Genomic DNA, 23,032 nt, shown 5'->3' on the forward strand with positions numbered 1-23,032 from the left:
CGCAGCGCCAGGTCCGTGGTCAGCATCGAGGGGGCATGGCGCTTGGAGCGGTCATGCGCATCCGGCACCGAGCCGGCACCCGCCCCATGCTTGGGCTGCCACTGATGGGCACCGGCCGGGCTCTTGGTCAGCTCCCAGTCATAGCCGAACAGGTTCCAGAAGAAGTTGTTGCTCCATTTGGTCGGCGTCGAGGTCCAGGTCACCTCGAGCCCCGAGCCGATGGTGTCGCCCCCCTTGCCGCTGCCGAACTGGTTGTGCCAGCCAAGGCCCTGCAGCTCGATGCCGGAGGCCTCCGGCTCCGGCCCGACATTGGCGGCATCGCCGGCACCATGGGTCTTGCCGAAGGTGTGGCCGCCGGCAATCAGCGCCACCGTCTCCTCGTCGTTCATCGCCATGCGGGCGAAGGTCTCGCGGATGTCGCGCGCCGCCGCCAGGGGATCGGGATTGCCGTTGGGGCCTTCCGGATTGACATAGATCAGGCCCATCTGCACGGCGGCCAGCGGGTTCTCCAGATTGCGGTCGCCGCTGTAGCGCTTGTCGTCGAGCCAGACGTTCTCGCTGCCCCAGTAGACGTCCTCTTCGGGCTCCCACACATCCTCGCGGCCGCCGGCAAAGCCGAAGGTCTTGAAGCCCATCGATTCCAGGGCGCAATTGCCGGTCAGGATCATCAAATCGGCCCAGGAGATCTTGTTGCCGTATTTGCGCTTGATCGGCCAGAGCAGGCGGCGGGCCTTGTCGAGATTGACGTTGTCGGGCCAGGAATTGAGCGGAGCGAAGCGCTGCTGGCCCGCACCCGCGCCGCCGCGCCCGTCGCCGGTGCGGTAGGTGCCGGCGCTGTGCCAGGCCATGCGGATGAACAGCGGGCCGTAATGGCCGAAATCGGCCGGCCACCATTCCTGCGAATCCGTCATCAGCGCAAACAGGTCCCGCTTCAGCGCCGCCAGGTCGAGCTTCTTGAATTCCTGCGCATAGTCGAACGCCTTGCCCATCGGATTGGACAGGCTCGAATGCTGGTGCAGGATCTTCAGGTTCAGCTGGTTCGGCCACCAGTCACGGTTCGAACGAACCTCAAAGCCGGGACGCGCCCCATGCGCTACCGGGCACTTGCCGGTGTTCGGCGTATCGCTTCCGTCCATCATTGCCTCCAATGGTTCTTGTGATGAAATTTGCCTGGCCGGGCACTATCGCGTCTGAGAACAACACGCGCGTGTCACGGCCACCGGGACGAATGGCACACGGGGCGCGGCATGGTTTCATGCCAGCCGCTTACCGCAATGGAACACCTTGCAAACGACATTAATCGCGGCCACCCGGATTCTGTGCGCCCTCAAGGCGGCATTGGCGGGGTCACATGTGGGATTCGAGTCGCCTTCGACTCGCATCACCATCCCCGTTTAGAGCTTTACTAGAGTCCGGCCATCAGTTTAATTCAGCTTTTCCGATTGTCGCGATAAGGCTAGGTTATGAAAAATCTGACGTTGCGGCAGCTGCGCTATGTCGAGGCTCTGGTGCGGCACAGCCATTTCGGCCGGGCGGCAGATGCGTGCGCGATTTCCCAGCCGGCCCTGTCGATGCAGATCAAGGAGCTGGAGGAAGGCTTGGGCCTGGCGCTGTTCGAAAGAGGTGCGCGCCAGATCAGGCTCACGAGTTTCGGCACCGAGTTCGCCACGCGGGCCCGCGACATTCTGCGCGCCGTCGAGGCGCTGGGAGACCTGGCCCAGGCCTGGCAGGACCAGTTGGTCGGGCCGCTGCGCATCGGGGTCATCCCGACCGTCGCCCCCTATCTGCTGCCGACCCTCGTCTCCAATCTCGCCCGCTCGCATGAAGGCCTGGATATCCATGTGCGCGAAACCGTGACCCCCAGGCTGATCCAGGAACTCATCGACGGGCGTCTCGATACGGCCATCGTCGCCCTGCCGGTATCGGAACCTTCCTTCAACGAGGTCGCGCTGTTCACCGAAAGCTTCGTGCTGGTGCGCCCGAGCGAGGACGAGGGAAAGCCCGTGCCGGACCGGGAGATGCTCAGCGAAATGCGGCTGCTCCTGCTGGAGGAGGGTCATTGCTTCCGCGATCAGGCCCTGGCCTTCTGCAATGCCCCGTCCCTGCGGACACGCGAATTGCTGGACGGCAGTTCCCTCTCGACGCTCGTCCAGATGGTCGGCGCAGGCATCGGGGTCACTCTGATCCCTGAAATGGCCGTGCCGATGGAAACGCGCTCGGCACAGGTCTCCATCACCCGCTTTGCAAACCCCCAGCCCTCGCGCACCATCGGCATGATCTGGCGCAAGACAAGTCCCCTGGTCAAACAACTGCTCGAGATCTCGAAAGTGGTGCGGGATGCGGCCGATCTCTTGAAACTGCGCCACGACCAGAACACGTCTGATCTGCAGCGCCGGCCCGCCGCTCTTCACCAGCCTTCGTGATCCCTTCGGGGGACAGGGCCGGCAATACGCTCCGCTTCGCAGCTACCTGATGTTGGCGGTACCCACGACCTCTCCCAGAGCCCGTTCGAGACTGCCCACGGTGCGGTCGATATCGGCGAGCTTGTCGAGGCCGAAAAGGCCGATACGGAAGGTCTGGAAGTCGGCAGGCTCGTCGCACATGAGCGGAACGCCCGCAGCCGCCTGCACGCCGACGGCAACGAACTTGGCGCCGGACTTGATGCCGGGATCGTCTGTATAGCAGACGACCACGCCGGGGGCTCCGAAGCCCGGCGCGGCAACGCTAGCAAAACCCCGCTGGGCGAAGAGCTGGCGCACGCGAGCCCCGAGCTCGAGCTGTGCCGCCTTCACCTTCTCGAAGCCCCTCGCCTCGGTTTCCAGCACGGCGTCGCGGAACCCGCGCAGGGCATCGGTCGGCAAGGTGGCATGATAGGCATGGCCGCCCTTCTCATAGGCCTCCATGATCTCGAGCCACTTCTTCAGGTCGCAGGCAAAGGAGGAGCTGGTCGTGGCCTTCACCTCGGCTTTCGCGGCTTCGCTCAGCATGACGATGCCGCTGCAGGGCGAAGCGCTCCATCCCTTCTGCGGCGCCGAGATCAGCACGTCGACGCCGACTTCCTTCATGTCGACCCAGACGCAGCCCGAAGCGATGCAGTCGAGGACGAAGAGCGCGCCGACCTTGTGCGCCGCATCGGCGATTGCCTTCATGTATCCGTCCGGCAGCATGATGCCGGAGGCGGTCTCCACATGCGGCGCGAAGACGACATTCGGGCGCTCCGCTTCGATGGTGGCCACGGCCTCCTCGATCGGCACGGGCTGGAAGGGCAGCTGGCGCACGCCCGATTCCGATTGCGTCTGGCGCGCCTTCAGCACGATGCTCTCGGCGGGAATGGCGCCCATCTCGAATATCTGCGTCCAGCGATAGGAGAACCAGCCATTGCGGATGACCAGCACCTTCTTGCCCTGGGCGAGCTGACGCGCCACCGCCTCCATCGCATAGGTGCCGCCGCCGGGCACCAGGGCCACGCCGCCGGCCTCTTCCGCCTTGTAGACGCGGCGCAAGGTTTGCGAGATGTCCCGCATGACGCCCTGGAAGACCTGCGACATGTGGTTGAGCGCGCGATCGGTAAAGACCACCGAATATTCGAGGAGACCTTCGGGGTCCACATTCGGCAACAAGGCAGTCATCATCTCTTCCCTTCTGGCGCGACTCGCATTCGAAAGCCGAGACACTACAGCAATTGAACCCGCCGCCAAGCGTGCTCGAACTGGCGGCTCGCGGGCTTTCACCAAGCACGGCGCGTCTCTTCCGGCATCGACCTCACGCCCGACTCTTCAGTCTCCATGGAACAAGGACAGAGCCGGCCTTGGCGCCATACAGCGCTCTCTTCGACTTGTTGGATAGGGATCAGATCAGGTTCGGCTTCTGACTGCCTGACAAGCAGGCCAGGCCTGGCGAGAGGCCTGGCCATATCTGTCCGGTCGCGCAAACTACGCCGACATGTCGCGATTGCGGTCCTGCCAGAGTTCCAGGATCGCCAGGATCGCCACCAGCGCGCCAAGCACGATGTGCCAGTTGCGCAGCGGTGGATCATAGGCGAACACGAATGGCTGGATTGCCAGCCACAGGCCGCAGGCGAGCGCCAGGATTTCCTCCCAACGTCGCAGGAATACCACCTCCAGGCTGGCCAGCACCACGACGGCCGCGCCGACCAGGGCCGTGACCAGCATCACGGTCGGCGTTTCGGTGGTGCCGAGCCATAGCGGAGAGATGATGATTGCGGCACCGAGGATCATCGAGGCGATGTCCTCCCAGCGTCGGTGCTGCAAGAGCCCCAAGGGCCCCATGACTTTGAACGTTGCCATAACGCGCCTCCTCTCAGGCTACGATGAGCTTGGCTCAAACGCCCTTGAGGACCACCGTGCGTTGCTTGAGAACATCCTCAGCCGGGCGTTCTTCGCACTGTCTGCATTATCTCAAGAAAACCTAGTGATTACAATGCGTCTTATTATGCTGAGCAGTTCATTCGACGTAGAGCGCAAGACGTTTGCCGATCGGGACTTGCGATCGGCCGGAGCCAGTCTTCATCGCATGATTTCCATCGGGGCATCGCTGGCTTATTAGCCAGTGTGCCGAAGTGTCGGCGTCTTGCGTCACGGATGACGCTGCATTGATTATCTTCCAAATGGAGGTCCTGTGACGGAACCGGACATTGCGCGGGTCGAGGCCCGCATTCGGGCCAGCTTTGCAAAGCAGGGCCTCATGCGCACGCTTGGGGCAAGGCTCGCCACTGTGTTGCCGGGCCAAGTCGAGATATCTCTCGTGCCGAGAAACGAAGTGTCGCAACAGCACGGCTTCGTCCATGCCGGAGCCGTGAGCGCCATTGCCGACAGCGCGGCGGGGTATGCCGCTCTCAGCCTGATGCCGCCCGAAAGGGGTGTCCTCACGGCGGAATTCAAGATCAATCTCCTGGCCCCGGCAGCGGGCGAGCATATCATGGCGCGCGGCAAGGTGATCAAGGCCGGGCGCACACTGACGCTCGCCCAGGCCGAGGTCTTTGCCGAGCGCGACGGCAAGGAGCGGCTGATCGCCCTGTTGACCGCGACGCTCATGGCCATCGAAGGCAAGGATGGCATTGTCGATTGAACGCACTCCCTAGAGCAAAACGCGTTCAAGCGTGAACGCTTGCTTACTCTAACTCTTTGGTTCGGCGCGTCTTTGCGATTCTTGCCGATTCCGTCAAATCGCAAAACGCCTTAGCGGATCGCGCCAGCCCGTTCCCGCTCGACCTTCTCGGTGACGTCACGCGCCACGGCGACGGAACCGAGGATGCCCTGGTCGGTCTCGATCAGGGCAAAACTCATTTCGACATAGAGCTTGCGCCCCGTCTTGTGCAGCGCCCTCGTCAGGGTCGGCTTGCCATTCAACTTCAATCGTCCGGTCTCGATCGCCGCATCGAACCCCGACCAATGCGCGTTCCGGAGATGCGGCGGAATGATGAGATCGAGCGATTGGCCGATCGCTTCATCCCGCTCGAAGCCGAACAGCAGGCTCGCTCCCCTGTTCCACAGCGCAATCTTGCCGTCGACAGTCGCAAAGATCAGCGCTTCCGCCATCTGCTCCACGATTGCCCTCGCGATCGTCTCATCGATCATGGCGCCCTCCCCGTGCAGCCGCATTGCTCGGCCTCATCGCGAGACCGCGCTGCTGCGTGGCCGTCAGCGTAGCAGCCTCCAGGCTCCGGTCCCAGCCAGTCTTATTGCGACTGCCTGGCCAATTGGCAGGTCGGATCGATCAGGTCCTCGCCATGAGCCGGTGAGCCATCCTCCCGGCGTCGGCTGAGGATATAGAAGCCCTTGCTCTCGTCCCCGAAGACCGCGCCGACCACGACGACGGTCTGAAGACCCATCGCGGCCCTGGCTCCGGGAATGTCGTCGGCGATCTTTCGGAACGGGTCGAAGCCGGAGAGGCTGTCCTGCCTCAGCTTTAATGCGAGATAGGGACGATCGGAGGTCGGCAGCCCGAGGGGCGACCAGCCTTCTGAAAGCTTCGCTTCGCTGTTTTTCAGCGCATTGCGAATGTCCGGCCTGACGCAGCCGACATGGATATGAAGCTGGTTCTGGGATCGGTCCTTTGCCGAGTTCACGGCCAGCGCAACCATGTTCCAATCCAGGTTGCGCTTGAAGATCGCGCCGAGATGGAAGCGCGCGGCCCAGGCATGCTCGAAATAGTTCTCCGCATCCGGCGCCAGCAGGGCCTCGTCCTCGATGCCGGTTATGCGTTTCGTCGGGATGAGCAGGTAATTATAGGGTTTTGTCGGGGCATTGTCCTTGAGGATGGCAAACCCGTGATCGACACCCTTGCCGAGGTCGACCTCGATGCAATGCCGGCGCTCGGCCTGCTGCTGTTGTTCCGGCACGCATTGCCCGTCGACGATCTTCCACAGGGCATCGGGATCGAGAAAGCGTGCGAGGAAGAAAAACAAGGCGAGCCCGGCGAGTACGGCGGCGATGGCGAGAGCCATCACGGTCCTGCGCCAACCGATCGCGCGTGTCCTCATGCTTTCCTCTCCTTGGCTCCATCGATATCGAGGGCCCGCGCCGTAACCCAGAGCCATCAAAGCTCGGCATGCGCGAGCCCGCCTGCTATCGAGCCACCTAGTCGCCCCGCGTGAAGCCTTCATTAAGGAAGCCGATTACCGTATCGAAAGCCTGCGCCCGGTTCTTCTCCATGAGCACCATATGCGTTGCTTGCCCGATCTCGACGAACCGCTTGTAGGGCACTTTGGTAAGGCGAGTGAACAGATCGTGTGCCATGTCGAACCGGACATCGACATCCCATTCACCGCCGACCAGGAGCACCGGACAGCCTATGGCGGCGGGATCATAGAGCGGCCTGCCGGCGGTCCAATGCGCACGCACATCCTGGACGGCACCCGAAGGGGCCCTGATCGTGCCCGGCACGGGCGAACCCATATCGGTCGCCAGAGTCGCCTTCTCCCAGGCCTCGAACCAGCCCCTGGGTATCAGGGTTTCCCTCGCCTCTTCGGGCGCCGGTGCTTGCCATGCCGCAGAGAAAGCCCGCGGGCTCACCAGGCGATAGGCCCCGAGCGGCCCTCCCGCATCGATGCGCAACGGCTTCTCCGAGAGCCAGAGAGGCGTCACCAGTACCAGTTTCTCGACCGGCGCGTCGGGTTGGCTGGCAAGGATGCCGGCAATTGTCGCGCCCCATGACATGCCGAGCACACCGAGCCGAGCGATGCCACGCTCGCGGCGGATGAAGTCGATCGCCGCGGCAAGATCCCGCGCCGCCGTGAGGGCCGGCGTCAGCGGAACACCGCCTTCGGGCGGCTCCTCCATCTCGGGCGGACGGGTGGAGCCACCATAGCCGCGCACATCGAGGGCCCAGACATCGTAGCCCGCACGTGCCAGCACATCCATGAACGACCCCTCGCCCACGGGCACATCGAACAGGCTCGCCGAGGAGAACGTCGCGCCATGCATCATCACCAGGGTCCGCTCGGGGCTGAAGGTGTTCATGCCGTCCGGCCGCTTGTTGAGGAGCTGCAACTGGATGCCCGGCGTGTCGCTCGCAATCAGCCGGGTCCGGGCAATGATGCGGGGCATCGACAGGGTGTCGGCTAAAGTCATGACGGGCTCCTTGTTCAGACGAATTGCCAGCTGAAGGTCTTGCCGTCGCGACGGACGCGGCCGGCGGAGGTCTCGGCGAAATGCGTGGTCAGCACCAGGGCACCGGTCTCGGCCGCATGGTTCAGTGCCCAAAGGCGCGACGCGGCGGCTGCCTGCGGGAACTCGCAATAGGCCGAGTTCCAGTCCGGCCTGGCAATCTGGAGGGGATGATGCAGCACATCTCCCCAGAACAGGGCATATTCGCCTTCCGAACGAAAACCGATCGAGGCGTGATCGATGCTGTGGCCGGGACTGGGAAAGAAGAAGAAGCCTTCCTCCGCTTCCGAGCCGTCCGCCGTGATTTCCCGGGTCAGCCCCGCCTCGATGATGGGATTCATGCTGTCTTCGAACACGCCAGGCAGCGGCAGGCGAGCCATGGCGCCCAGGTCCGCTTCGGCCCGGATCGCGGCGTCCGAGCCTGTCGCTGCCGCGAGCGCCGCATTATAGGCGCGTTCGCGGGCGGAAAAGACATGGCGGGCATTCGGAAAGGTTGGAACCCAGCGTCCTTCTACCCTGCGCGTATTCCATCCGACGTGATCAGCGTGAATATGGGTCAGCAGGACTAGGTCGACGTCATCAGGCCTGGCGCCCGCCGCCTTCAGCCGCTCTAGGAACGGCTCGTCGAGGTGATGCAGCACCGCCAGGCCGGGACGCTCCTTGTCGTTGCCGGAAGCCGTGTCGACGAGAATGACCCGATCCGGTGTCGTCACCAGCCAGGCGTGAACGCTCTGGCGCAACAGCCCCGTCTGTTCGTCGACCGATCCTCGTCCCAGTTTTCGTGCTTCCTCGGCTGCCGCGCCGGGATCACAATCGGGATAGAGGAGAGCGGCATCGACCCCGTCGAGTGCCAATTCCGGAATCTTGGTGATGGTGGCTGCGCCGACCCGATAGGATCCGAGGGCTTGTTCCGTGTCCTGTTTCATATCCTGCTCCACATCTGCCGGCTCGAAGAACGGCATTGTCTGGTGCAGGATTTAGCGTTATCGAGATCATATTAGAAATCGATACGGCTCATGTCGCACATCAACCATTTCGATCTTCGTTCCTTCGATCTCAACCTCCTGGTGGCTTTCGACGCCTTGATGCAGGAGCGCAGCGTCACGCGTGCAGCGACCCGCCTCAAGGTTGGGCAGCCGGCGATGAGCCACAGCCTGTCGACCCTGCGCGTGCTGTTGCTGGACGAACTCTTCGTCCGCGTCGGCACCGTCATGCAGCCCACCGCCCATGCGCTTGCCCTGGCCGAGCCGGTTCGCCTGGCCCTGGCACAGATTCAAGCCGCACTCCACGCGCCCTCCACCTTCGACCCGGCGACGGAGGAACGTACATTCCGCCTCGGCTTCTCCAGCGAGGTGGAGCTGTTGCTGATACCCGGGCTCACGGCCCGCCTGCGCAGAGCCGCCCCCGGCGTGAGGTTGCTCAGCCGACAGGCGGGAAGCGACGAGGTTCATCGCCTGCTGGATGAAGGCACCCTGGATCTGGCCGTCGGTTGTTTCCAGGCCGTTGCCCAGCGCCACAAGGCGCAATTCCTGTTCGAGCAGGCCTTGAGCTGCGTCTTCAATCCTGGCCGGCTTGATATTGCCATGCCGATCGGCCTGGCCGACTATCTGGCGCTGCCACATGCGCTGGTCACACTGACCGACAGCCTGCAAGGTTGCCTTGAAGCCGCCCTCGATGCCATCGACGCCAAGCTCAACGTGGTGTCGGCATCGTCCGAATTTCTGAGTGTGCTGGCGACGGTGGCCGCCTCCCCGACGATCACGACGATACCGACGCGCATGGCACAGCTTTACGGGCCGCGCTTCGGCCTGGCGGCGGGGCCGGCTCCCCTCGACCTCGCGTTGCCGGCCGTCTCGATGGTCTGGTCGGCCCGTCTCGACCAGGATCCGGCTTCGTCCTGGTTCAGGACCGAAGTTGCCGATACGCTCCTTGCCTTCGAGGAAGCGGCCGAGAATCCACCAAAACAAACGAGGCGAACGGAATTGACATTGGAATTGGCAGGGCAAGGCCTGCGCAAGGAGCGGGCACGATGATAGGTCTGAAAATCGTCCGCATCGCCGCTTGGTGTGCCATCGCGGTCGCCGCGCTCCTGCTCGCGGCGAACGCCCTGTTGCCGGAGACATGGAAAGGCGCCGCCGGGCCGGCGACCGACAAACCCGTCATCGACATGGCCAGGGTCGGTGGTCCTTTCCGGCTGACCTCCCACAAGGGAGAGACGATCGACAATGCACGTCTTGCCGGCAAGCCCTATCTCGCCTTTTTCGGCTTCACCCATTGTCCAGACGTCTGTCCGACCACCCTGTCCGATCTCACCGATCTGATGAGTACCCTCGGCCCTGCCGCCAATGCTTTCAACGTCCTCTTCATCACTGTCGATCCCGAACGGGACAGCCAGGACCTGTTGGCGCAATACATGAGCTCGTTCGATGCGCGCATCCTCGCCTTGCGCGGCAGCCGGGCGGAAACCGACACCATGGTGAAGGCCTTCGCCGCCTATGCCCGCAAGGTGCCGATGGAAGGCGGCGAGTACACCATGGATCATACCGCCGGCGTCTATGTGATGGATGCCGATGGCAAGTTTGCCAGTATGCTCGACATGCATGAGCCGCGTGAGACCAAGCTTCAGAAATTACGTCGAATTATCGATACAAAGGCCTGAAGATGAAAATAAGGTCAGTCGTGAAAGTCCTTCGCGGCCTTTCGGTTGCGACGCTGGTTTCCCTGCCCGGCCTTGCCCATGCGGCCGCCCCCGTCATCGAGATCCTCACCAATGAGGGGTGCAGTTGCTGCGTCGGCTGGGCCCGTCATCTGCAGGAGCGGGGCTATGCAACCGACGTCCGGCAACTCCCGTCGGACGAATTGCAGCGGCGCAAGCTGCAATTGGGCGTGGAGCAGAGCCTCGCCTCCTGCCATACCGGCCTGATCGGCGGCTACGTCATCGAAGGCCATGTTCCGGCCCGCGAGATCGCGCGCCTGCTCGCCGAACGTCCCGACGCGGTCGGGTTGGCGGTACCCGGCATGCCCATCGGTTCGCCCGGCATGGGTGAAGGCAGAGCCGATGCCGAGCCCTATGACGTCCTCTTGCTGCGTAAGGACGGCACCACCCAGGTCTTCGCTCGCTATCGCTGATCGCCCCTTCGAGAAAACACACATCAGGCGGCCTCGACGCCGGTCGCGTCGCTTTGCCGCGGCTTGCCAGCCATGGCCATGCCCGCCTCCGCATCACGTGCCCTTCCGGGCTGCCGGCAGTGTATTTTGGCTGTGAACGGTGCGCACATGCACGGACGAATCAACGATGATGCGTTAGATTGGTCCTTGTTGATCAGCCGATTCATACTTGCGGCGAGGGCCACAAGCGTGAGGTGGCTGAGCGACGAACATTAATTTTTCGATCGCACTCTAGATAAAAATACTTATCGGCACCAGACTACCATAATCTGCCGCAATCTTAGCGGATGTTCTTTGTGAGTCACTCGGAACTCTACGGGTTTCCTGCAGTTGAGTGAGCAAGGGCGCAGTCAACCCGATCAGCCACCATGGGAGGCTGCCATGACTGAGAGAAGCGACGTTTTCGACCTGTTTGCGGAACATTATACCAGCGCGGCGCAGGAGGAGATGAGCCTCCAGCAATATTTGCTCGCATGCCGCGAGGACCAGTCGATGTACGCCTCCGCGGCCGAGCGGATGATTGACGCGATCGGCGAGCCGAGACTGCTCGATACCAGCAAGGACGAGCGCCTCGGGCGGATTTTCGCCAACCGCACCGTCAAGACCTATCCTGCCTTCGCCGATTTTTATGGCATGGAGGATACGATCGAGCGGCTCGTCGGCTATTTCCGCTATGCCTCCCAGGGCCTGGAAGAGCGCAAGCAGATTCTCTACCTCCTCGGTCCCGTCGGCGGTGGCAAGTCTTCCCTAGCGGAACGGCTGAAGAAGTTGATGGAAGAGCGCCCCATCTACACGCTCAAAGTGGGCGGTAAGATAAGCCCGGTTTTTGAGTCGCCGCTCGGTCTGTTCAATCCGGATCGGATGGGCGAGCTCCTAGAAGACAAATACGGCATCGCGCGGCGGCGCCTGAATGGCCTGATCTCCCCATGGGCGGCCAAGCGTCTCGATGAATTGTCCGGCGACATCTCCAAATTCAGTGTCGTCAAGCTGGTGCCCTCGCGGCTGCGCCAGATCGGCATCGCCAAGACCGAGCCTGGCGACGAAAACAACCAGGACGTTTCAGCCCTGGTCGGCAAGGTCGATATCCGCCAACTCGAACATTTCAGCCAGTCGGACCCGGACGCCTATTCTTACAGCGGCGGGCTCAACCGCACGACCCAGGGGCTGCTCGAATTCGTCGAGATGTTCAAGGCACCGATCAAGGTTTTGCATCCCCTGCTGACCGCCACCCAGGAAGGCAGCTATAATGGCACCGAAAATTTCGGCGCCTTCCCCTATCAAGGCATCGTCGTGGCCCATTCCAACGAGTCGGAGTGGCTGCAATTCAAGAGCAACAAGAACAACGAAGCCTTCCTCGACCGCATCCTGGTGGTCAAGGTGCCCTATTGCCTGCGCGTCACCGAGGAAAGGCAGATCTACGAAAAACTGCTGCGCGAAAGCGAACTGGCCAGCAGCCCCTGCGCGCCGGAGGTGCTCGATATCCTCAGCCGCTTCTCGGTGTCGACCCGGCTGGCCGAGTTCGACAATTCGCCGCTCTACACCAAGATGCGCATCTATGACGGCGAGAATCTCAAGGAGCTGGATCCCAAGGCGAAGGCTGTCCAGGAATATCGCGATGCCGCCGGCGTCGATGAGGGCATGACGGGCGTGAGCACGCGCTTTGCCTTCAAGATCCTGTCGCAGACCTTCAACTACGATACCCAGGAACTGGCCGCCGATCCCGTGCACCTGATGTACATCCTGGAGGAGGCGATCAAGCGCGAGCAGTTCGCGAAGGAAACGGAAACCACCTATCTCGACTTCATCAAATCGGAGCTGGCCAGCCGCTACGCCGAGTTCATCGGGCACGAGATCCAGAAGGCCTATCTGGAATCCTACTCGGAATATGGCCAGAACCTGTTCGACCGCTACATCGCCTATGCCGATGCCTGGGTGGAGGATCAGGATTACAAAGATCCCGATACCGGCCAGGTCCTCAACCGCGAGGTGCTCGACAAGGAGCTGTCCCAGATCGAAAAACCGGCCGGCATCGCCAATCCCAAGGATTTTCGCAACGAGGTGGTTAAATTCACCCTGCGCGCCAGGGCCAGGAACAACGGCCGCAACCCGGCCTGGACCAGCTATGAGAAGCTGCGGGAAGTCATCGAGAAGCGGATGTTCGGCCAGGTCGAGGATCTCCTGCCGGTGATCAGCTTCGGCTCCAAGCAGGACAGCGTGACCGAGAAGCGGCATACGGAGTTCGTGCAGCGCATGGAGGCACGCGGCTACACCAAGCGGCAGGTGCGTCGGCTGGTGGATTGGTATATGCGTGTAAACAAGGCGGGTTGATCCCGGCCGGGTGGTGTTCCCATGCCAATCTTTATCGATCGCCGCCTCAATCCCAAGGACAAGAGCCTTGGCAATCGTCAGCGCTTCCTGCGTCGGGCGCGCGCCGAGCTGAAGCAGAGCATCCGCGACCAGATCAAGACGGGCAAGATCGCGGATGTGGATGCCAAGCATTCCGTCTCGATGCCGGTGCACGGCACGAGCGAGCCGACCTTCCGCGAGGCCAGGGACAGCGGCGGTCGCCATCACGTCCTACCCGGCAACAAGCAGTTTGCGCCGGGCGATAGGGTCTCCAAGCCCAATCAGGGAGCAGGGTCAGGCTCGGCTCCGGGCTTGACCGACTCGGAAGACGATTTCCGCTTCGTGCTGACCCGCGAGGAGGTGCTCGACCTCTTCTTCGAGGATCTCGAGCTGCCCGATATGGTCAAGCTCAACCTCAAGGAGATCTTGATCGTCAAGCCGCGGCGGGCGGGTTTTTCGGTGAGCGGCTCGCCGACCAATATCAATGTCGGGCGCACCATGCGCAACAGCCATGGCCGCCGCATTGCCCTCAAGCGCCCGAAACAGGAGGACCTGGACGCAATTCTCCGGGAATTGCAGGAGATCGATACCGGCGCGGCGGGTCCCGCAGTGAACCAGCGCATCGCCGAGCTGCGCGCGGAGATTGACCGGCTGGAACGCCGGCGCCGGGTGATCTCCTATATCGATCCGGTCGACATCCGCTTCAACCGCTTCGACGCACAGCCGCTGCCGAACGCCAATGCGGTGATGTTCTGTCTCATGGACGTGTCCGGTTCGATGGGGGAACGGGAAAAGGACCTGGCCAAGCGCTTCTTCGTCCTGCTGCATCTGTTTCTGAAGAGGCGCTACGAGCGCACCGACATCGTCTTCATTCGCCATACCCATGAGGCGCAGGAAGTCGACGAGGAGACCTTCTTCTACTCGACTCAGAGCGGCGGCACCGTGGTCTCGACCGCCCTGGAGGAGATGCAGCGCATCATCAAGGAGCGCTATCCTTCCAATGAATGGAACATCTATGCCGCCCAGGCTTCGGACGGCGACAACATCGCCACCGATTCCGGGCGTTGCATCGCGCTGCTCGATGGCGAGATCATGCGCCTGTGCCAGTATTTCGCCTATGTCGAGATCATCGACGAGCGCGAGAGTCATATCTTCGGCGGCACCGAGAACGGAACCTCGCTCTGGCAGGCCTATGCGGCCGTTACCGAGCGTTGGCCGAACTTCCAGATGAGCCGCATCGCCAAGGCTTCGGACATCTATCCGGTTTTTCGCCAGCTCTTCACCAGGCAGCCCGCCTCGCAGGGCGGGTGAAAGGAGCGCCGATGCCCAAGCCGACGCCCAAGCATGCGCCCAACGCCGACTTGCTGTTCTCAGGCTCGGACTGGAACTTCAAGACGTTGTCGCGGGCCTATGATGCCATCGAGGCGCTGGCGGTCGAGGAGCTCAATCTCGACACCTATCCCGTGCAGATGGAGATCATCTCCTCCGAACAGATGCTCGACGCCTACTCGTCCGTCGGCATGCCGCTGATGTATCGACATTGGTCGTTCGGCAAGCATTTCCTCCATCAGGAGCTGATGTACCGCAAGGGTGGACGCGGGCTCGCCTATGAAATCGTCATCAACTCCAACCCCTGCGTCGTCTATCTGATGGAAGAAAACACCATGGCCCTGCAGGCCCTGGTAACGGCCCATGCGGCGCTCGGCCACAATCACTTCTTCAAGAACAATTATCTGTTTCAGCAATGGACGGATGCGGGCGCGATCCTGGGCTATCTCGATTTCGCCAAGGGCTTCATCACCCGCTGCGAGGAACGGCATGGCGTCGCTGCAGTGGAAGCCATACTCGATGCCGCCCATGCACTGATGGAACAGGGCGTGTTCCGCTATCGCCGCCCGCCCAAACTATCTTCGGAAAAGCAGCGCGAGGGGGTGCGCGAGCGGCTGGAATATGAAGAGCGCACCTATAATGATCTCTGGCGCACGCTGCCGCCCTCCAAAGGCGGCGACAGGCCCGACGATGCCAAGGACGGCACGCCCGAGCGGAAGAAAGCACTCAATCTTCCCGAGGAAAACCTGCTCTATTTCCTGGAGAAGAACAGCCTGATCCTCGAGCCATGGCAGCGGGAAATCCTCAGGATCGTGCGTGTCATCGCCCAATATTTCTATCCGCAGCGCCAGACCCAGGTGATGAACGAGGGCTGCGCCACCTTCGTGCATTATACGCTGATGAACGCGCTGTTCGACCGTGGCCGGATCAGCGAGGGCGCCATGCTCGAGATCCTGCGCAACCATTCCAACGTGGTGTTCCAGCCGGGCTATGACGATCCCCGCTTTTCCGGAATCAATCCCTATGCGCTCGGCCTCGACATGATGCAGGACATCCAGCGCATCTCGACCGAGCCGACGCCGGAGGATCGCGACTGGTTTCCGGAATTCGCGGGCAACGGCAATTGGCGCGAAGTCCTGCTCGACGCCTGGGCCAATTACCGCGACGAGTCCTTCATCCGCCAATATCTGAGCCCGACGCTGATCCGCAAATGGCGGATGTTCGTCCTGTCCGATGCCGCCAACGAATCCTTCTACAAGGTCGCCTCGATCCACAATGAGCGCGGCTACGAGAATATTCGCACCGCCCTCGCCCATAGCTACGATATCGGCGCCAACCGCTCGGACATCCAGGTCGTCGACGTGGATCTGCTGGGCGACCGGCATCTGCGCCTCCAGCACAAGGTCAATGACGGCATCGTGCTGGAGCCCAACAGCCGCGACGCGACGCTGCGCCATATCCGCAGCCTCTGGGGCTATGAGGTGAGCCTGGAAGGCATCGACGCCCGCACGGGAAACAGGATCTATGAATGTTCGACCCGCCAGGTAGGCGGGTGAACTGGTCGCGGCCTGACACGCGAGGCACGCCTTCAGGGCCTGCCCGGCTCCAGCGTGATGCGGGCCTGCCGCGCCGTGACGGCACCACCCACGCCATAGCTCGCGCTCCATTCGAAGCGTAGGCCCTCCTCCACCCGCGTGACATCCAGATCGAGGATGATGCCGGGCACCATGTCGAAATCTCTGCACTCGATGGTATTCACACCGTCCAGGGCGAAGGTGACGACGGCATGTCTGTCGGTGATCAGATGGCCTTGGTCATCGACCTTGTCCGTCAGGATCCAGGCATGGATGCGCATGAGCGCCTGCCCCTTGCCGAAGAAGGCGATCTCCAGCAAATAGCCATCGTGGAAGCTCGGTACCCGGCCGAACCAGGCGAGCAGCTCTTCCCCACCGGGCAACTCGTGCAGGACTGAAGCGGGTGCGGTCATCGGCTCACGCAAGATCATCGGGCGTTTCGGATTCGTTGCGAAACGTCGCGAGTTCTCCCAGAAGGTCGACCAGCTGATCGATGCGCTCACGGCCGAAACGCTCTTCCAGCACGGCATAGATCTTGCGGCTGTCGGGCAGGACTTCGTGGATGACGTCTTCGCCGGCGGGCGCGAGCTTCAGGAGCACGCGGCGCCCGTCGCCCTTGTCCTTGTGCTTGGAGATGAAGCCGCGCTCCTCCAGCGAACGGATCATGCGGGTCAGGCTGGGCGCCAGGATGAAGGCACGATCGGCGACCTCGGAGGCATCGAGCGTGCCAGCCTCGTTCAGGACACGCAGCACGCGCCATTGCTGTTCCGTCACACCGTGATTGGCGAGCATGGGGCGAAAATGGCTCATGACGGCCTCGCGCGCCCGCAGGAGCGCGATCGGCAGGGAACGCCGCGTTTCCTTCAACCTTGCTTCCTCGATCACCGGCAGCGCTTCCTTCACTTCATCCATGCATCGTCCCCCGATAGCGGCTCAGGGAATTGAGCACTACTCGCATACATCGACGTTTGATCAAACCGTCGGCGATGGTTCTTTCGCCGCCCCCAGATGGGAAGATTGCACCTGCCCGGCGCGCCATTGGCCCGGCGGCTCGCCGACATGCTTGCGGAAGAAGCGCGAGAAATAGGCTGGATCACGAAAGCCGATCTCATAGGCGACGTCTTCGACCGAGCGAATGGTGAAGACCAGGAGGCGCTTGGCCTCGATCAGGCGCCGCCTGTCGATGAAGGCCTTGACGGACAGGCCATGGGAGGTGCCGCAAGCCCTGGCGAGCAGATGCGGCGTGGTGCCGAGCGCCGCGACATAGCGCTCGACCGGCCAGGCATCCCGGAAATGCCGGTCCACCAGGCGCCGGAAGGCGAAAGCAAGGTCATGGCCCTCGCGTTCGCCGGTACGGCCGGTCCGGCCGAGCAGGGCGATGTCGTTCATCGCCACGGCCAGCAAGGCTGCCAGGGGTGCCCCCTGCCCCAGCTGATACTCCTCGAGCAGCCGCTGCATGGTCGCGGCCAGAGAAGGCCAGAAACGGCTCTCGGCCTGTCCGCGCACCATGAGCGGCTCCTCGATCGGCAGGGCCGAAAGCGCAGCGATCGGCGGCAGCGCACTGTCGGCAATCGAGGCGACGACGGCATCGCTTTCATCCGGCGCGACAGTGAAACCATGCACCACGCCGCTGGGAATGAAGCTGACAGCTGGTGCGATAAAGTCCAGCCGCCGATCTTCGATGAAATATTCGCCCCGGCCCCTGCTCCAGAAGGTGATCTGAGCCATCCTGTCATGCTTATGAGCGGAAACCCGGCCTGAATGCAGTGATCTGCGCTCCATCACCGTTTCCACATGCAAAAACCCAAGATCGATCGGGCGATCGGGCTCGCCATAGACGAAGAAACTGGGAACCTGATGAGCCATCAGCGCCGCCGAAAAAAGTACAAGCGATTTTGCCATTCTGTCCATGGCACACGCCGCCGGCAAGGCCTAGCCTCACCTCAACGAACATCAGGGAGGACGGCGATGCGATCAGAAGATTTTCGCGCCGATACAAAACGACCCTTCACGGGTGCCGAATATCTCGCTTCGCTGCGCGACGGGCGCGAGGTTTACATCAATGGCGAACGGGTAGCCGATGTCACCGCCCATCCGGCCATGCGCAATTCGGCGCGCTCGCTGGCCCGGCTCTACGACGCCCTGCATGACGAGAAGACCAAGCCGATCCTGACCGCGCCGACCGACACGGGCTCGGGCGGCTACACCCACAAATATTTCCGCGTCGCGCGCTCTTCGGCCGAATTGGTGGCGCAGAAGGACGCCATCACCCACTGGGCCCGCATGACCTATGGTTGGATGGGCCGCACCGCCGACTACAAGGCGGCGCTGATGAACACGCTCGGCGCCAATGCCGACTGGTACGGCCCCTTCAGGGACAATGCGCTGGCCTGGCACAAGCGCGCCCAGGAAGCCGTGCTGTTCATGAACCATGCCATCGTCAACCCGCCGATCGACCGCCACAAGCCGGCCGACGCGGTGAAGGACGTCTTCGTCCACATCACCAAGGAAACCGATGCGGGCATCTACGTCTCCGGCGCCAAGGTCGTCGCCACCTCTTCCGCCCTCACCCACTACAATTTCCTCGCCCAGAGCTCGGCCACCGTCACCGAGGACCCGTCCTTGTCCGTGATGTTCATCCTGGCGATGAACGCGCCAGGGGTGAAGATGTTCTGCCGGACCTCCTATGAGGAAACCGCCAACCGCACCGCCCAGCCCTTCGACTATCCGCTCTCCTCCCGCTTTGACGAGAACGACGCCATCCTGGTGCTCGACAACGTCTTCATCCCCTGGGAGGATGTGCTGGTGCTGCGCGATGCCGGCAAGATCCTGTCGTTCCATCCCGCCTCCGGCTTCATGCATGGCTATTGCTTTCAGGGCTGCATCCGCTTCGGCGTGAAGCTCGATTTCCTCGCCGGCCTGCTCGCCAAGGCCCTGCGCGCCACCGGCGGCGATGCCTTCCGCGGCAACCAGGCCATGCTCGGCGAAGTCATCGCCATCCGCCACCAGTTCTGGTCCTTCGCCAATGCCATGGCCCACAACCCCATTCCCTGGGCTGATGGTGCCGTGCTGCCCAACCTGGAAGCAGCGCTCGCCTACCGCACCTTCATGTCGGAAGCCTATCCCAGGGTGATCGACATCGTCAGGCGCACCATCGCCTCCGGCCTGATCTATCTGCCCTCCTCGGCCCGGGATTTCGCCAACCCCGAGATCGACCGCTACCTCGCCCAATATGTGCGCGGCTCCAACGACATGGGCCATATCGAGCGCATCAAGATCATGAAGCTCTTATGGGACGCGACGGGCACGGAATTCGCCGGCCGCCACGCTTTGTACGAGCTCAATTATGCCGGCGCACCCGAGGAAGTCCGCCTGCAGGTGCTCAAGGGCGCCGAGCGTGGCGGACGGCTTCGGGAAATGGAAGCCCTGGTCGACCAATGCATGGCCGATTATGACGAGAAAGGCTGGACCGGCGAGACCTGGCTGCCGCCGCTCGGCGAGGCCGGCCCGGCACGCGCCGCCGCGGCCGAGTGAGGCCGCCGCCATGCCCGATCCCGTCTCCCGGACCCACTTTCGCGACGCCATGGCGCGGGTCTGCGCCAGCGTCAACGTGGTCACCACCAATGGCAGCGCCGGGCGCGGCGGCTTCACCGCCACCGCCATGTGCTCGGTGACCGACGAGCCGCCGACCCTGCTGGTATGCATGAACAGCCGCTCGGCCCAGACCGGCGTCTTCATCGAGAACGCCCGGTTCTGCGTCAACGTGCTGACACCGGACCACCAGGACCTCGCCGGCTATTTCGCCGGCCAGCGCGCCGACATGGACTCCCGCTACGCCGCCGCCGACTGGATCGACCTCCCCTCCGGCAACCAGGCGCTGGCCGACGCCATCGTCTCCTTCGACTGCCACCTGATCGACCGGCATCTGGTGGGCAGCCACCACATCTTCATCGGCGAGGTCGTCGACATCCGCAGCCGCAAGGACGGCCACGCCCTGCTCTATTTCGACAGAGGCTACGCGCATGTGTTGGGACAGGCGGGGAGCTTTGGAGGCTAGAATATCGTCGACAAAAAATGTAATTACTTTCAATTTGGATTGAATTTCAAGAAAAAATCACGAATACTATATATCCAAACATCGAATCTTACTCTCATATTGACATGACAGTCTCGGCTCTTTGCGTCATAATCCGTCAAATTTGATAATTTCCTTTTGGAAATTTTGAAAATAAACATCAATTGTATTAATTTTTATTTTCTATAAGAATAATACATTTTCAGAAATTCTATTCTCTTTTTCAATGAACATCCTAATCCGGCGATACTTATTGGGGGTCCCATCTTTGGGGGATATACTGATCAGCGCCTTGGCATAATATAGCGGGATCCGGCAATGAGCTGCCGGGCAAGGATCCCTGAGCCATCCGCCTTTGGCTGCATGCAAGAGCTGGCGGCGAATGACTTGAAACAGGGCACGGTGTCAGGTCGCGCGGACGTCGGCAACTTGCCGTTCGCGGCGAGCTGTTCTTCCGGGATGTGCATGCGAGCGCAAAATATAGAGGCACAATCATGCCCGCGTTCTTCCAGGAGGTTTTTGCACGTGCCGGCGTCGACGACGACGCCAAGCCGTATCCTGATGCGATCGCGGCCTTGGGCAATTCGAGTTTCGTGCGACTGGCCGGTGGAAGCGGCCTGCGCCTGGATACACCTCGAACACTGAGTGTGGAGGGCTTCGTGCAGGCACTGCACTCGCTGTCCGCCACCCGCGTTCTCGGTTTCTTCAACCCGCATTAGAACGATTGCTCCAGCCCGCTCGCCGAGCGACGGGCAAGGACCGATCGTTCTGCACAGCAACGCATTTGTGGAGCGAACATGACCGACCAATACATACCCGGCGTCTGGTCAAAGCGTTACGAACAACTGTCCACGCCTCAGCGCGACTATGTGTCTGGAGAGGCCGATCGGCGGTTTCGAGCGCGCACCGGCATCTCGCGCAAGCTCGACCCGAAGGCGGACCACAATCTGGTCGTCCAATGGCTTCGCATCCGCGACGAGGTCCTGGCGCAGCTCGTGGGCAAGGGAGCCGATCCGAACAAGACCGGTGACGGCCTGGCCCTCTGGCTGCCAGCGCCGATGAAGAACTTCGCGTTCTTCCTCCTCTATAATTACGACGTGGGCAGCGACGCGCCCAAGGCGCTGCACCTGAAGGCGATCGATGGCGTGATGCGCCTGTTCATCAAGGCGCATGCCGAGCTCAGGATCGGCGTCGAAGGCCATGCCAGCCGGACCGGCGGAGAGAGCTATGACAACAATGGCCTCTCCGAACGACGCGCGGCAAACATCGACAAATATTTGCGCAAGCTCGCCGGCTCATCGGCAAAATTCTTCACGTCCGGCGGCTCCGGCGCCAAGCAGCAGGTGTCCGCCAATCCGTTCTATCGCGATAGCTGGCCGCACCTGGAGTCTCTCGACGAGGACGAACGCGACCGCTCGGTGGTCGTCACCTTCCAGTGGCAACCGCCCGGTGTCCTGGATGCCCTCGATCAACCCAATATCGATTGGGACAAGGCGTTCGATCAGGCCGCACCCTACGCAGCCTTTGCCTATGTCAGCACCATGGGGCTCAAGATCGCCTCCGACAATCTGTCGCCCATTCAGCTGGGCGGCGTTCCGGTGCCTTGGAACCCCTATACAGGCTGGCCGACGAGCTGGACGACCGGCAATCCCGACGCCGATCAGGTGATGCAGGCGATGGGCAAGATGATGATCGACAACATCGAGGCAGCCGCCGCCAGGAAGGGCTACAAGATTACACGCGACGACATCATCGGGCACTATCAGGATTGGCTGAAAAACCCGAAGAATAAATGGGTCAATCCGTGAGGCGGCACCTATCCTTTTTGGGAGACCGGCGAACCGCCGGTCTTGCTGAACTGCGTGAGCAGCGGTCAGCCCGAGATGATTTCGTAGTATAGAATCTGGGCCTCACTGAGGGATGATCGCACACCGGGCGATATCAAGCCGGAGCCGAAGAGCAGAACGTCTTCGCGGCGCACGAATACTTCAAGATCCGTCCCCGTCGACATGAAGGTGCCCGACGAGCTTCGCTCGGCAAGCTTGGCCCTGCCGTTCGAAATGGTGAAGGTCGCGTGATGCCTGGAGACCCAGGGCCGCGGCACGACGATATCGCACTCCGGGGACCGGCCGATGGTCACGGATTCGTTGTTGCGGCAGGATCGCAGCTGATCGCCATATCGGATGACGAGGTTGAGGTGCCGTACCGGCCCGGCAAGCCTGTCGAAAACCGTGCTCTGGCGGGCAAGCTGCGTGCTGAGCGCCACATCGTCCTCCCGCAGGGTATAGACATCGAAGGGCTCCTGCTTTCCCTTGAAGGCCATGCTGTCGAGGAGCCGCAAGGCATTGCGGCTTTCCGGAATAAGCGCTTCGAAGAAGCTCTGGCTGACCAGCACTTCCCCGGGGTTTGCCGTGGTGGACAATCGCGCGGTGACATTGACGACGTCGCCGAAGATGTCGCCCCGCATTCGAATGACCGCGCCGAAATGCAATCCGATCCTGGTCCTCAACGCCCCGTTCGTCAGCTGGCTGCTGATTTGGCGGACAGCCTTCAGTGCCGCCTCCGGCCTTTTGAACAGGCTTAGGACGTCATCGCCCTTCGAGTGAATGAATTCGCCGCCATATCGGGCGGTGATCGCGCGTACCGCATCCAGGCAGTCCGAGATTTGCCGCAAGGCGCCGACATCGCCGACGCGCTCATAGAGCGGCGTGCTCCCCACGACATCGACCAAGAGGACTGCAGCTAGAATTCTCTCCTGATCCATCACGCGCATCCGCCCCGAGAACGCAGCACCACATAGTATACCAAAATCGCCCCTGGTTTCATTCCTTGAAGTCCATGAGGCTGCTGTTGGCAAGTGGCGGAAGGACTTCATCGCACGATGAGCCGTTGCCGAGCTGCAGGTGTGGCGG

Annotated in this window: 24 protein-coding genes; 13 read left to right on the forward strand and 11 right to left on the reverse strand. The window is 62.1% G+C overall.

Going from position 1 to position 23,032, the window contains the following annotated elements; all coding sequences use genetic code 11:
- Positions 1-1,136, reverse strand: a 1,136-nt coding sequence (locus ABXS05_RS26980) for a peroxidase family protein (RefSeq protein WP_367625989.1), incomplete at its 3' end; no start/stop codon positions are given.
- Between the two features lie 327 nt (positions 1,137-1,463).
- Here ABXS05_RS26980 and ABXS05_RS26985 point away from each other — a divergent pair.
- The gene (locus ABXS05_RS26985) at positions 1,464-2,423 is read left to right on the forward strand and encodes a hydrogen peroxide-inducible genes activator (protein ID WP_311944034.1); all 960 of its coding nucleotides are present in this window, start codon (positions 1,464-1,466) and stop codon (positions 2,421-2,423) included.
- Between the two features lie 42 nt (positions 2,424-2,465).
- Here ABXS05_RS26985 and ABXS05_RS26990 read toward each other — a convergent pair whose 3' ends face one another.
- Together ABXS05_RS26990 and ABXS05_RS26995 are read right to left on the reverse strand one after the other, a co-directional pair.
- On the reverse strand, positions 2,466-3,629 hold the full coding sequence (locus ABXS05_RS26990; protein ID WP_367625990.1) for an aminotransferase class V-fold PLP-dependent enzyme: 1,164 nt from the start codon (positions 3,627-3,629) through the stop codon (positions 2,466-2,468).
- Positions 3,630-3,932: 303 nt separating this feature from the next.
- Entirely contained in the window at positions 3,933-4,307 is a 375-nt protein-coding gene (locus ABXS05_RS26995; protein WP_367625991.1) for an SPW repeat domain-containing protein, read from the reverse strand.
- On the opposite strand from ABXS05_RS26995, the gene ABXS05_RS27000 reads away from it, so the two are divergent.
- Together ABXS05_RS27000 and ABXS05_RS27005 are read left to right on the forward strand one after the other, a co-directional pair.
- Positions 4,288-4,566, forward strand: a complete 279-nt coding sequence (locus ABXS05_RS27000) for a hypothetical protein (RefSeq protein WP_367625992.1) — start codon at positions 4,288-4,290, stop codon at positions 4,564-4,566. The two genes, ABXS05_RS26995 and ABXS05_RS27000, sit on opposite strands and share 20 nt — an antisense overlap.
- A gap of 72 nt (positions 4,567-4,638) precedes the next feature.
- A complete protein-coding gene (locus ABXS05_RS27005; protein ID WP_367625993.1) occupies positions 4,639-5,088 on the forward strand; it encodes a PaaI family thioesterase in 450 nt (149 codons plus the stop codon).
- A gap of 110 nt (positions 5,089-5,198) precedes the next feature.
- Here ABXS05_RS27005 and ABXS05_RS27010 read toward each other — a convergent pair whose 3' ends face one another.
- The 4 genes from ABXS05_RS27010 to ABXS05_RS27025 all read right to left on the reverse strand — a co-directional run bounded on the left by ABXS05_RS27010 (position 5,199) and on the right by ABXS05_RS27025 (position 8,554).
- Positions 5,199-5,597: a PAS domain S-box protein gene (locus ABXS05_RS27010; protein WP_367625994.1), complete on the reverse strand. Its 399-nt coding sequence runs from the start codon at positions 5,595-5,597 to the stop codon at positions 5,199-5,201.
- Between the two features lie 101 nt (positions 5,598-5,698).
- Entirely contained in the window at positions 5,699-6,502 is an 804-nt protein-coding gene (locus ABXS05_RS27015) for a CDP-diacylglycerol diphosphatase (protein WP_367625995.1), read from the reverse strand.
- Between the two features lie 97 nt (positions 6,503-6,599).
- Positions 6,600-7,592: an alpha/beta hydrolase gene (locus ABXS05_RS27020; RefSeq protein ID WP_367625996.1), complete on the reverse strand. Its 993-nt coding sequence runs from the start codon at positions 7,590-7,592 to the stop codon at positions 6,600-6,602.
- A gap of 14 nt (positions 7,593-7,606) precedes the next feature.
- Positions 7,607-8,554, reverse strand: coding sequence for an MBL fold metallo-hydrolase (locus ABXS05_RS27025; RefSeq protein ID WP_367625997.1), 948 nt, complete (start codon positions 8,552-8,554; stop codon positions 7,607-7,609).
- Positions 8,555-8,644: 90 nt separating this feature from the next.
- Here ABXS05_RS27025 and ABXS05_RS27030 point away from each other — a divergent pair, with 90 nt between their 5' ends.
- From ABXS05_RS27030 to ABXS05_RS27055, 6 genes are all read left to right on the forward strand, one after another.
- The gene (locus tag ABXS05_RS27030) at positions 8,645-9,661 is read left to right on the forward strand and encodes a LysR substrate-binding domain-containing protein (RefSeq protein WP_311944021.1); all 1,017 of its coding nucleotides are present in this window, start codon (positions 8,645-8,647) and stop codon (positions 9,659-9,661) included.
- On the forward strand, positions 9,658-10,287 hold the full coding sequence (locus tag ABXS05_RS27035; RefSeq protein ID WP_367625998.1) for an SCO family protein: 630 nt from the start codon (positions 9,658-9,660) through the stop codon (positions 10,285-10,287). Before ABXS05_RS27030 ends, ABXS05_RS27035 begins: the two co-directional genes overlap by 4 nt.
- Before the next feature lie 20 nt (positions 10,288-10,307).
- Positions 10,308-10,757, forward strand: coding sequence for a DUF411 domain-containing protein (locus ABXS05_RS27040; protein WP_367625999.1), 450 nt, complete (start codon positions 10,308-10,310; stop codon positions 10,755-10,757).
- 420 nt (positions 10,758-11,177) lie between these two features.
- Positions 11,178-13,124 carry a PrkA family serine protein kinase gene (locus tag ABXS05_RS27045; RefSeq protein WP_367626000.1) on the forward strand — a complete coding sequence of 649 codons (1,947 nt, stop codon included), beginning with the start codon at positions 11,178-11,180 and terminating at the stop codon, positions 13,122-13,124.
- Between the two features lie 21 nt (positions 13,125-13,145).
- Positions 13,146-14,453 carry a YeaH/YhbH family protein gene (locus ABXS05_RS27050; protein WP_367626001.1) on the forward strand — a complete coding sequence of 436 codons (1,308 nt, stop codon included), beginning with the start codon at positions 13,146-13,148 and terminating at the stop codon, positions 14,451-14,453.
- An 11-nt stretch (positions 14,454-14,464) separates the two neighbouring features.
- Positions 14,465-16,027 carry a SpoVR family protein gene (locus ABXS05_RS27055; protein ID WP_367626002.1) on the forward strand — a complete coding sequence of 521 codons (1,563 nt, stop codon included), beginning with the start codon at positions 14,465-14,467 and terminating at the stop codon, positions 16,025-16,027.
- A 32-nt stretch (positions 16,028-16,059) separates the two neighbouring features.
- Here the strand turns inward: ABXS05_RS27055 and ABXS05_RS27060 are convergent, their stop codons facing one another.
- Genes ABXS05_RS27060 through ABXS05_RS27070 form a run of 3 tightly spaced genes read right to left on the reverse strand, consistent with a single transcriptional unit; the run spans position 16,060 to position 17,956 of the window.
- Positions 16,060-16,476: a hypothetical protein gene (locus tag ABXS05_RS27060; protein WP_311944013.1), complete on the reverse strand. Its 417-nt coding sequence runs from the start codon at positions 16,474-16,476 to the stop codon at positions 16,060-16,062.
- The gene (hpaR, locus tag ABXS05_RS27065; protein ID WP_311944012.1) at positions 16,463-16,957 is read right to left on the reverse strand and encodes a homoprotocatechuate degradation operon regulator HpaR; all 495 of its coding nucleotides are present in this window, start codon (positions 16,955-16,957) and stop codon (positions 16,463-16,465) included. Before hpaR ends, ABXS05_RS27060 begins: the two co-directional genes overlap by 14 nt.
- Positions 16,958-17,017: 60 nt before the next feature.
- Entirely contained in the window at positions 17,018-17,956 is a 939-nt protein-coding gene (locus ABXS05_RS27070; protein WP_437178701.1) for a helix-turn-helix domain-containing protein, read from the reverse strand.
- 57 nt (positions 17,957-18,013) lie between these two features.
- Here ABXS05_RS27070 and ABXS05_RS27075 point away from each other — a divergent pair, with 57 nt between their 5' ends.
- The 4 genes from ABXS05_RS27075 (at position 18,014) to ABXS05_RS27090 (ending at position 21,928) form a co-directional block, all read left to right on the forward strand.
- Positions 18,014-19,579: a 4-hydroxyphenylacetate 3-hydroxylase N-terminal domain-containing protein gene (locus tag ABXS05_RS27075; RefSeq protein ID WP_367626004.1), complete on the forward strand. Its 1,566-nt coding sequence runs from the start codon at positions 18,014-18,016 to the stop codon at positions 19,577-19,579.
- Positions 19,580-19,589: 10 nt separating this feature from the next.
- Complete coding sequence (locus ABXS05_RS27080) at positions 19,590-20,102, forward strand: flavin reductase (RefSeq protein WP_367626005.1); 513 nt, start codon at positions 19,590-19,592, stop codon at positions 20,100-20,102.
- A gap of 512 nt (positions 20,103-20,614) precedes the next feature.
- Complete coding sequence (locus ABXS05_RS27085) at positions 20,615-20,839, forward strand: hypothetical protein (RefSeq protein ID WP_367626006.1); 225 nt, start codon at positions 20,615-20,617, stop codon at positions 20,837-20,839.
- Between the two features lie 78 nt (positions 20,840-20,917).
- Positions 20,918-21,928: an OmpA family protein gene (locus tag ABXS05_RS27090; protein WP_367626007.1), complete on the forward strand. Its 1,011-nt coding sequence runs from the start codon at positions 20,918-20,920 to the stop codon at positions 21,926-21,928.
- Between the two features lie 65 nt (positions 21,929-21,993).
- On the opposite strand, the gene ABXS05_RS27095 is transcribed toward ABXS05_RS27090, so the two are convergent.
- Positions 21,994-22,995: an adenylate/guanylate cyclase domain-containing protein gene (locus ABXS05_RS27095; protein ID WP_367626008.1), complete on the reverse strand. Its 1,002-nt coding sequence runs from the start codon at positions 22,993-22,995 to the stop codon at positions 21,994-21,996.
- Positions 22,996-23,032 lie beyond the last annotated feature (37 nt).

Source organism: Labrys neptuniae (assembly GCF_040797145.1).
Taxonomy (GTDB): domain Bacteria; phylum Pseudomonadota; class Alphaproteobacteria; order Rhizobiales; family Labraceae; genus Labrys; species Labrys neptuniae.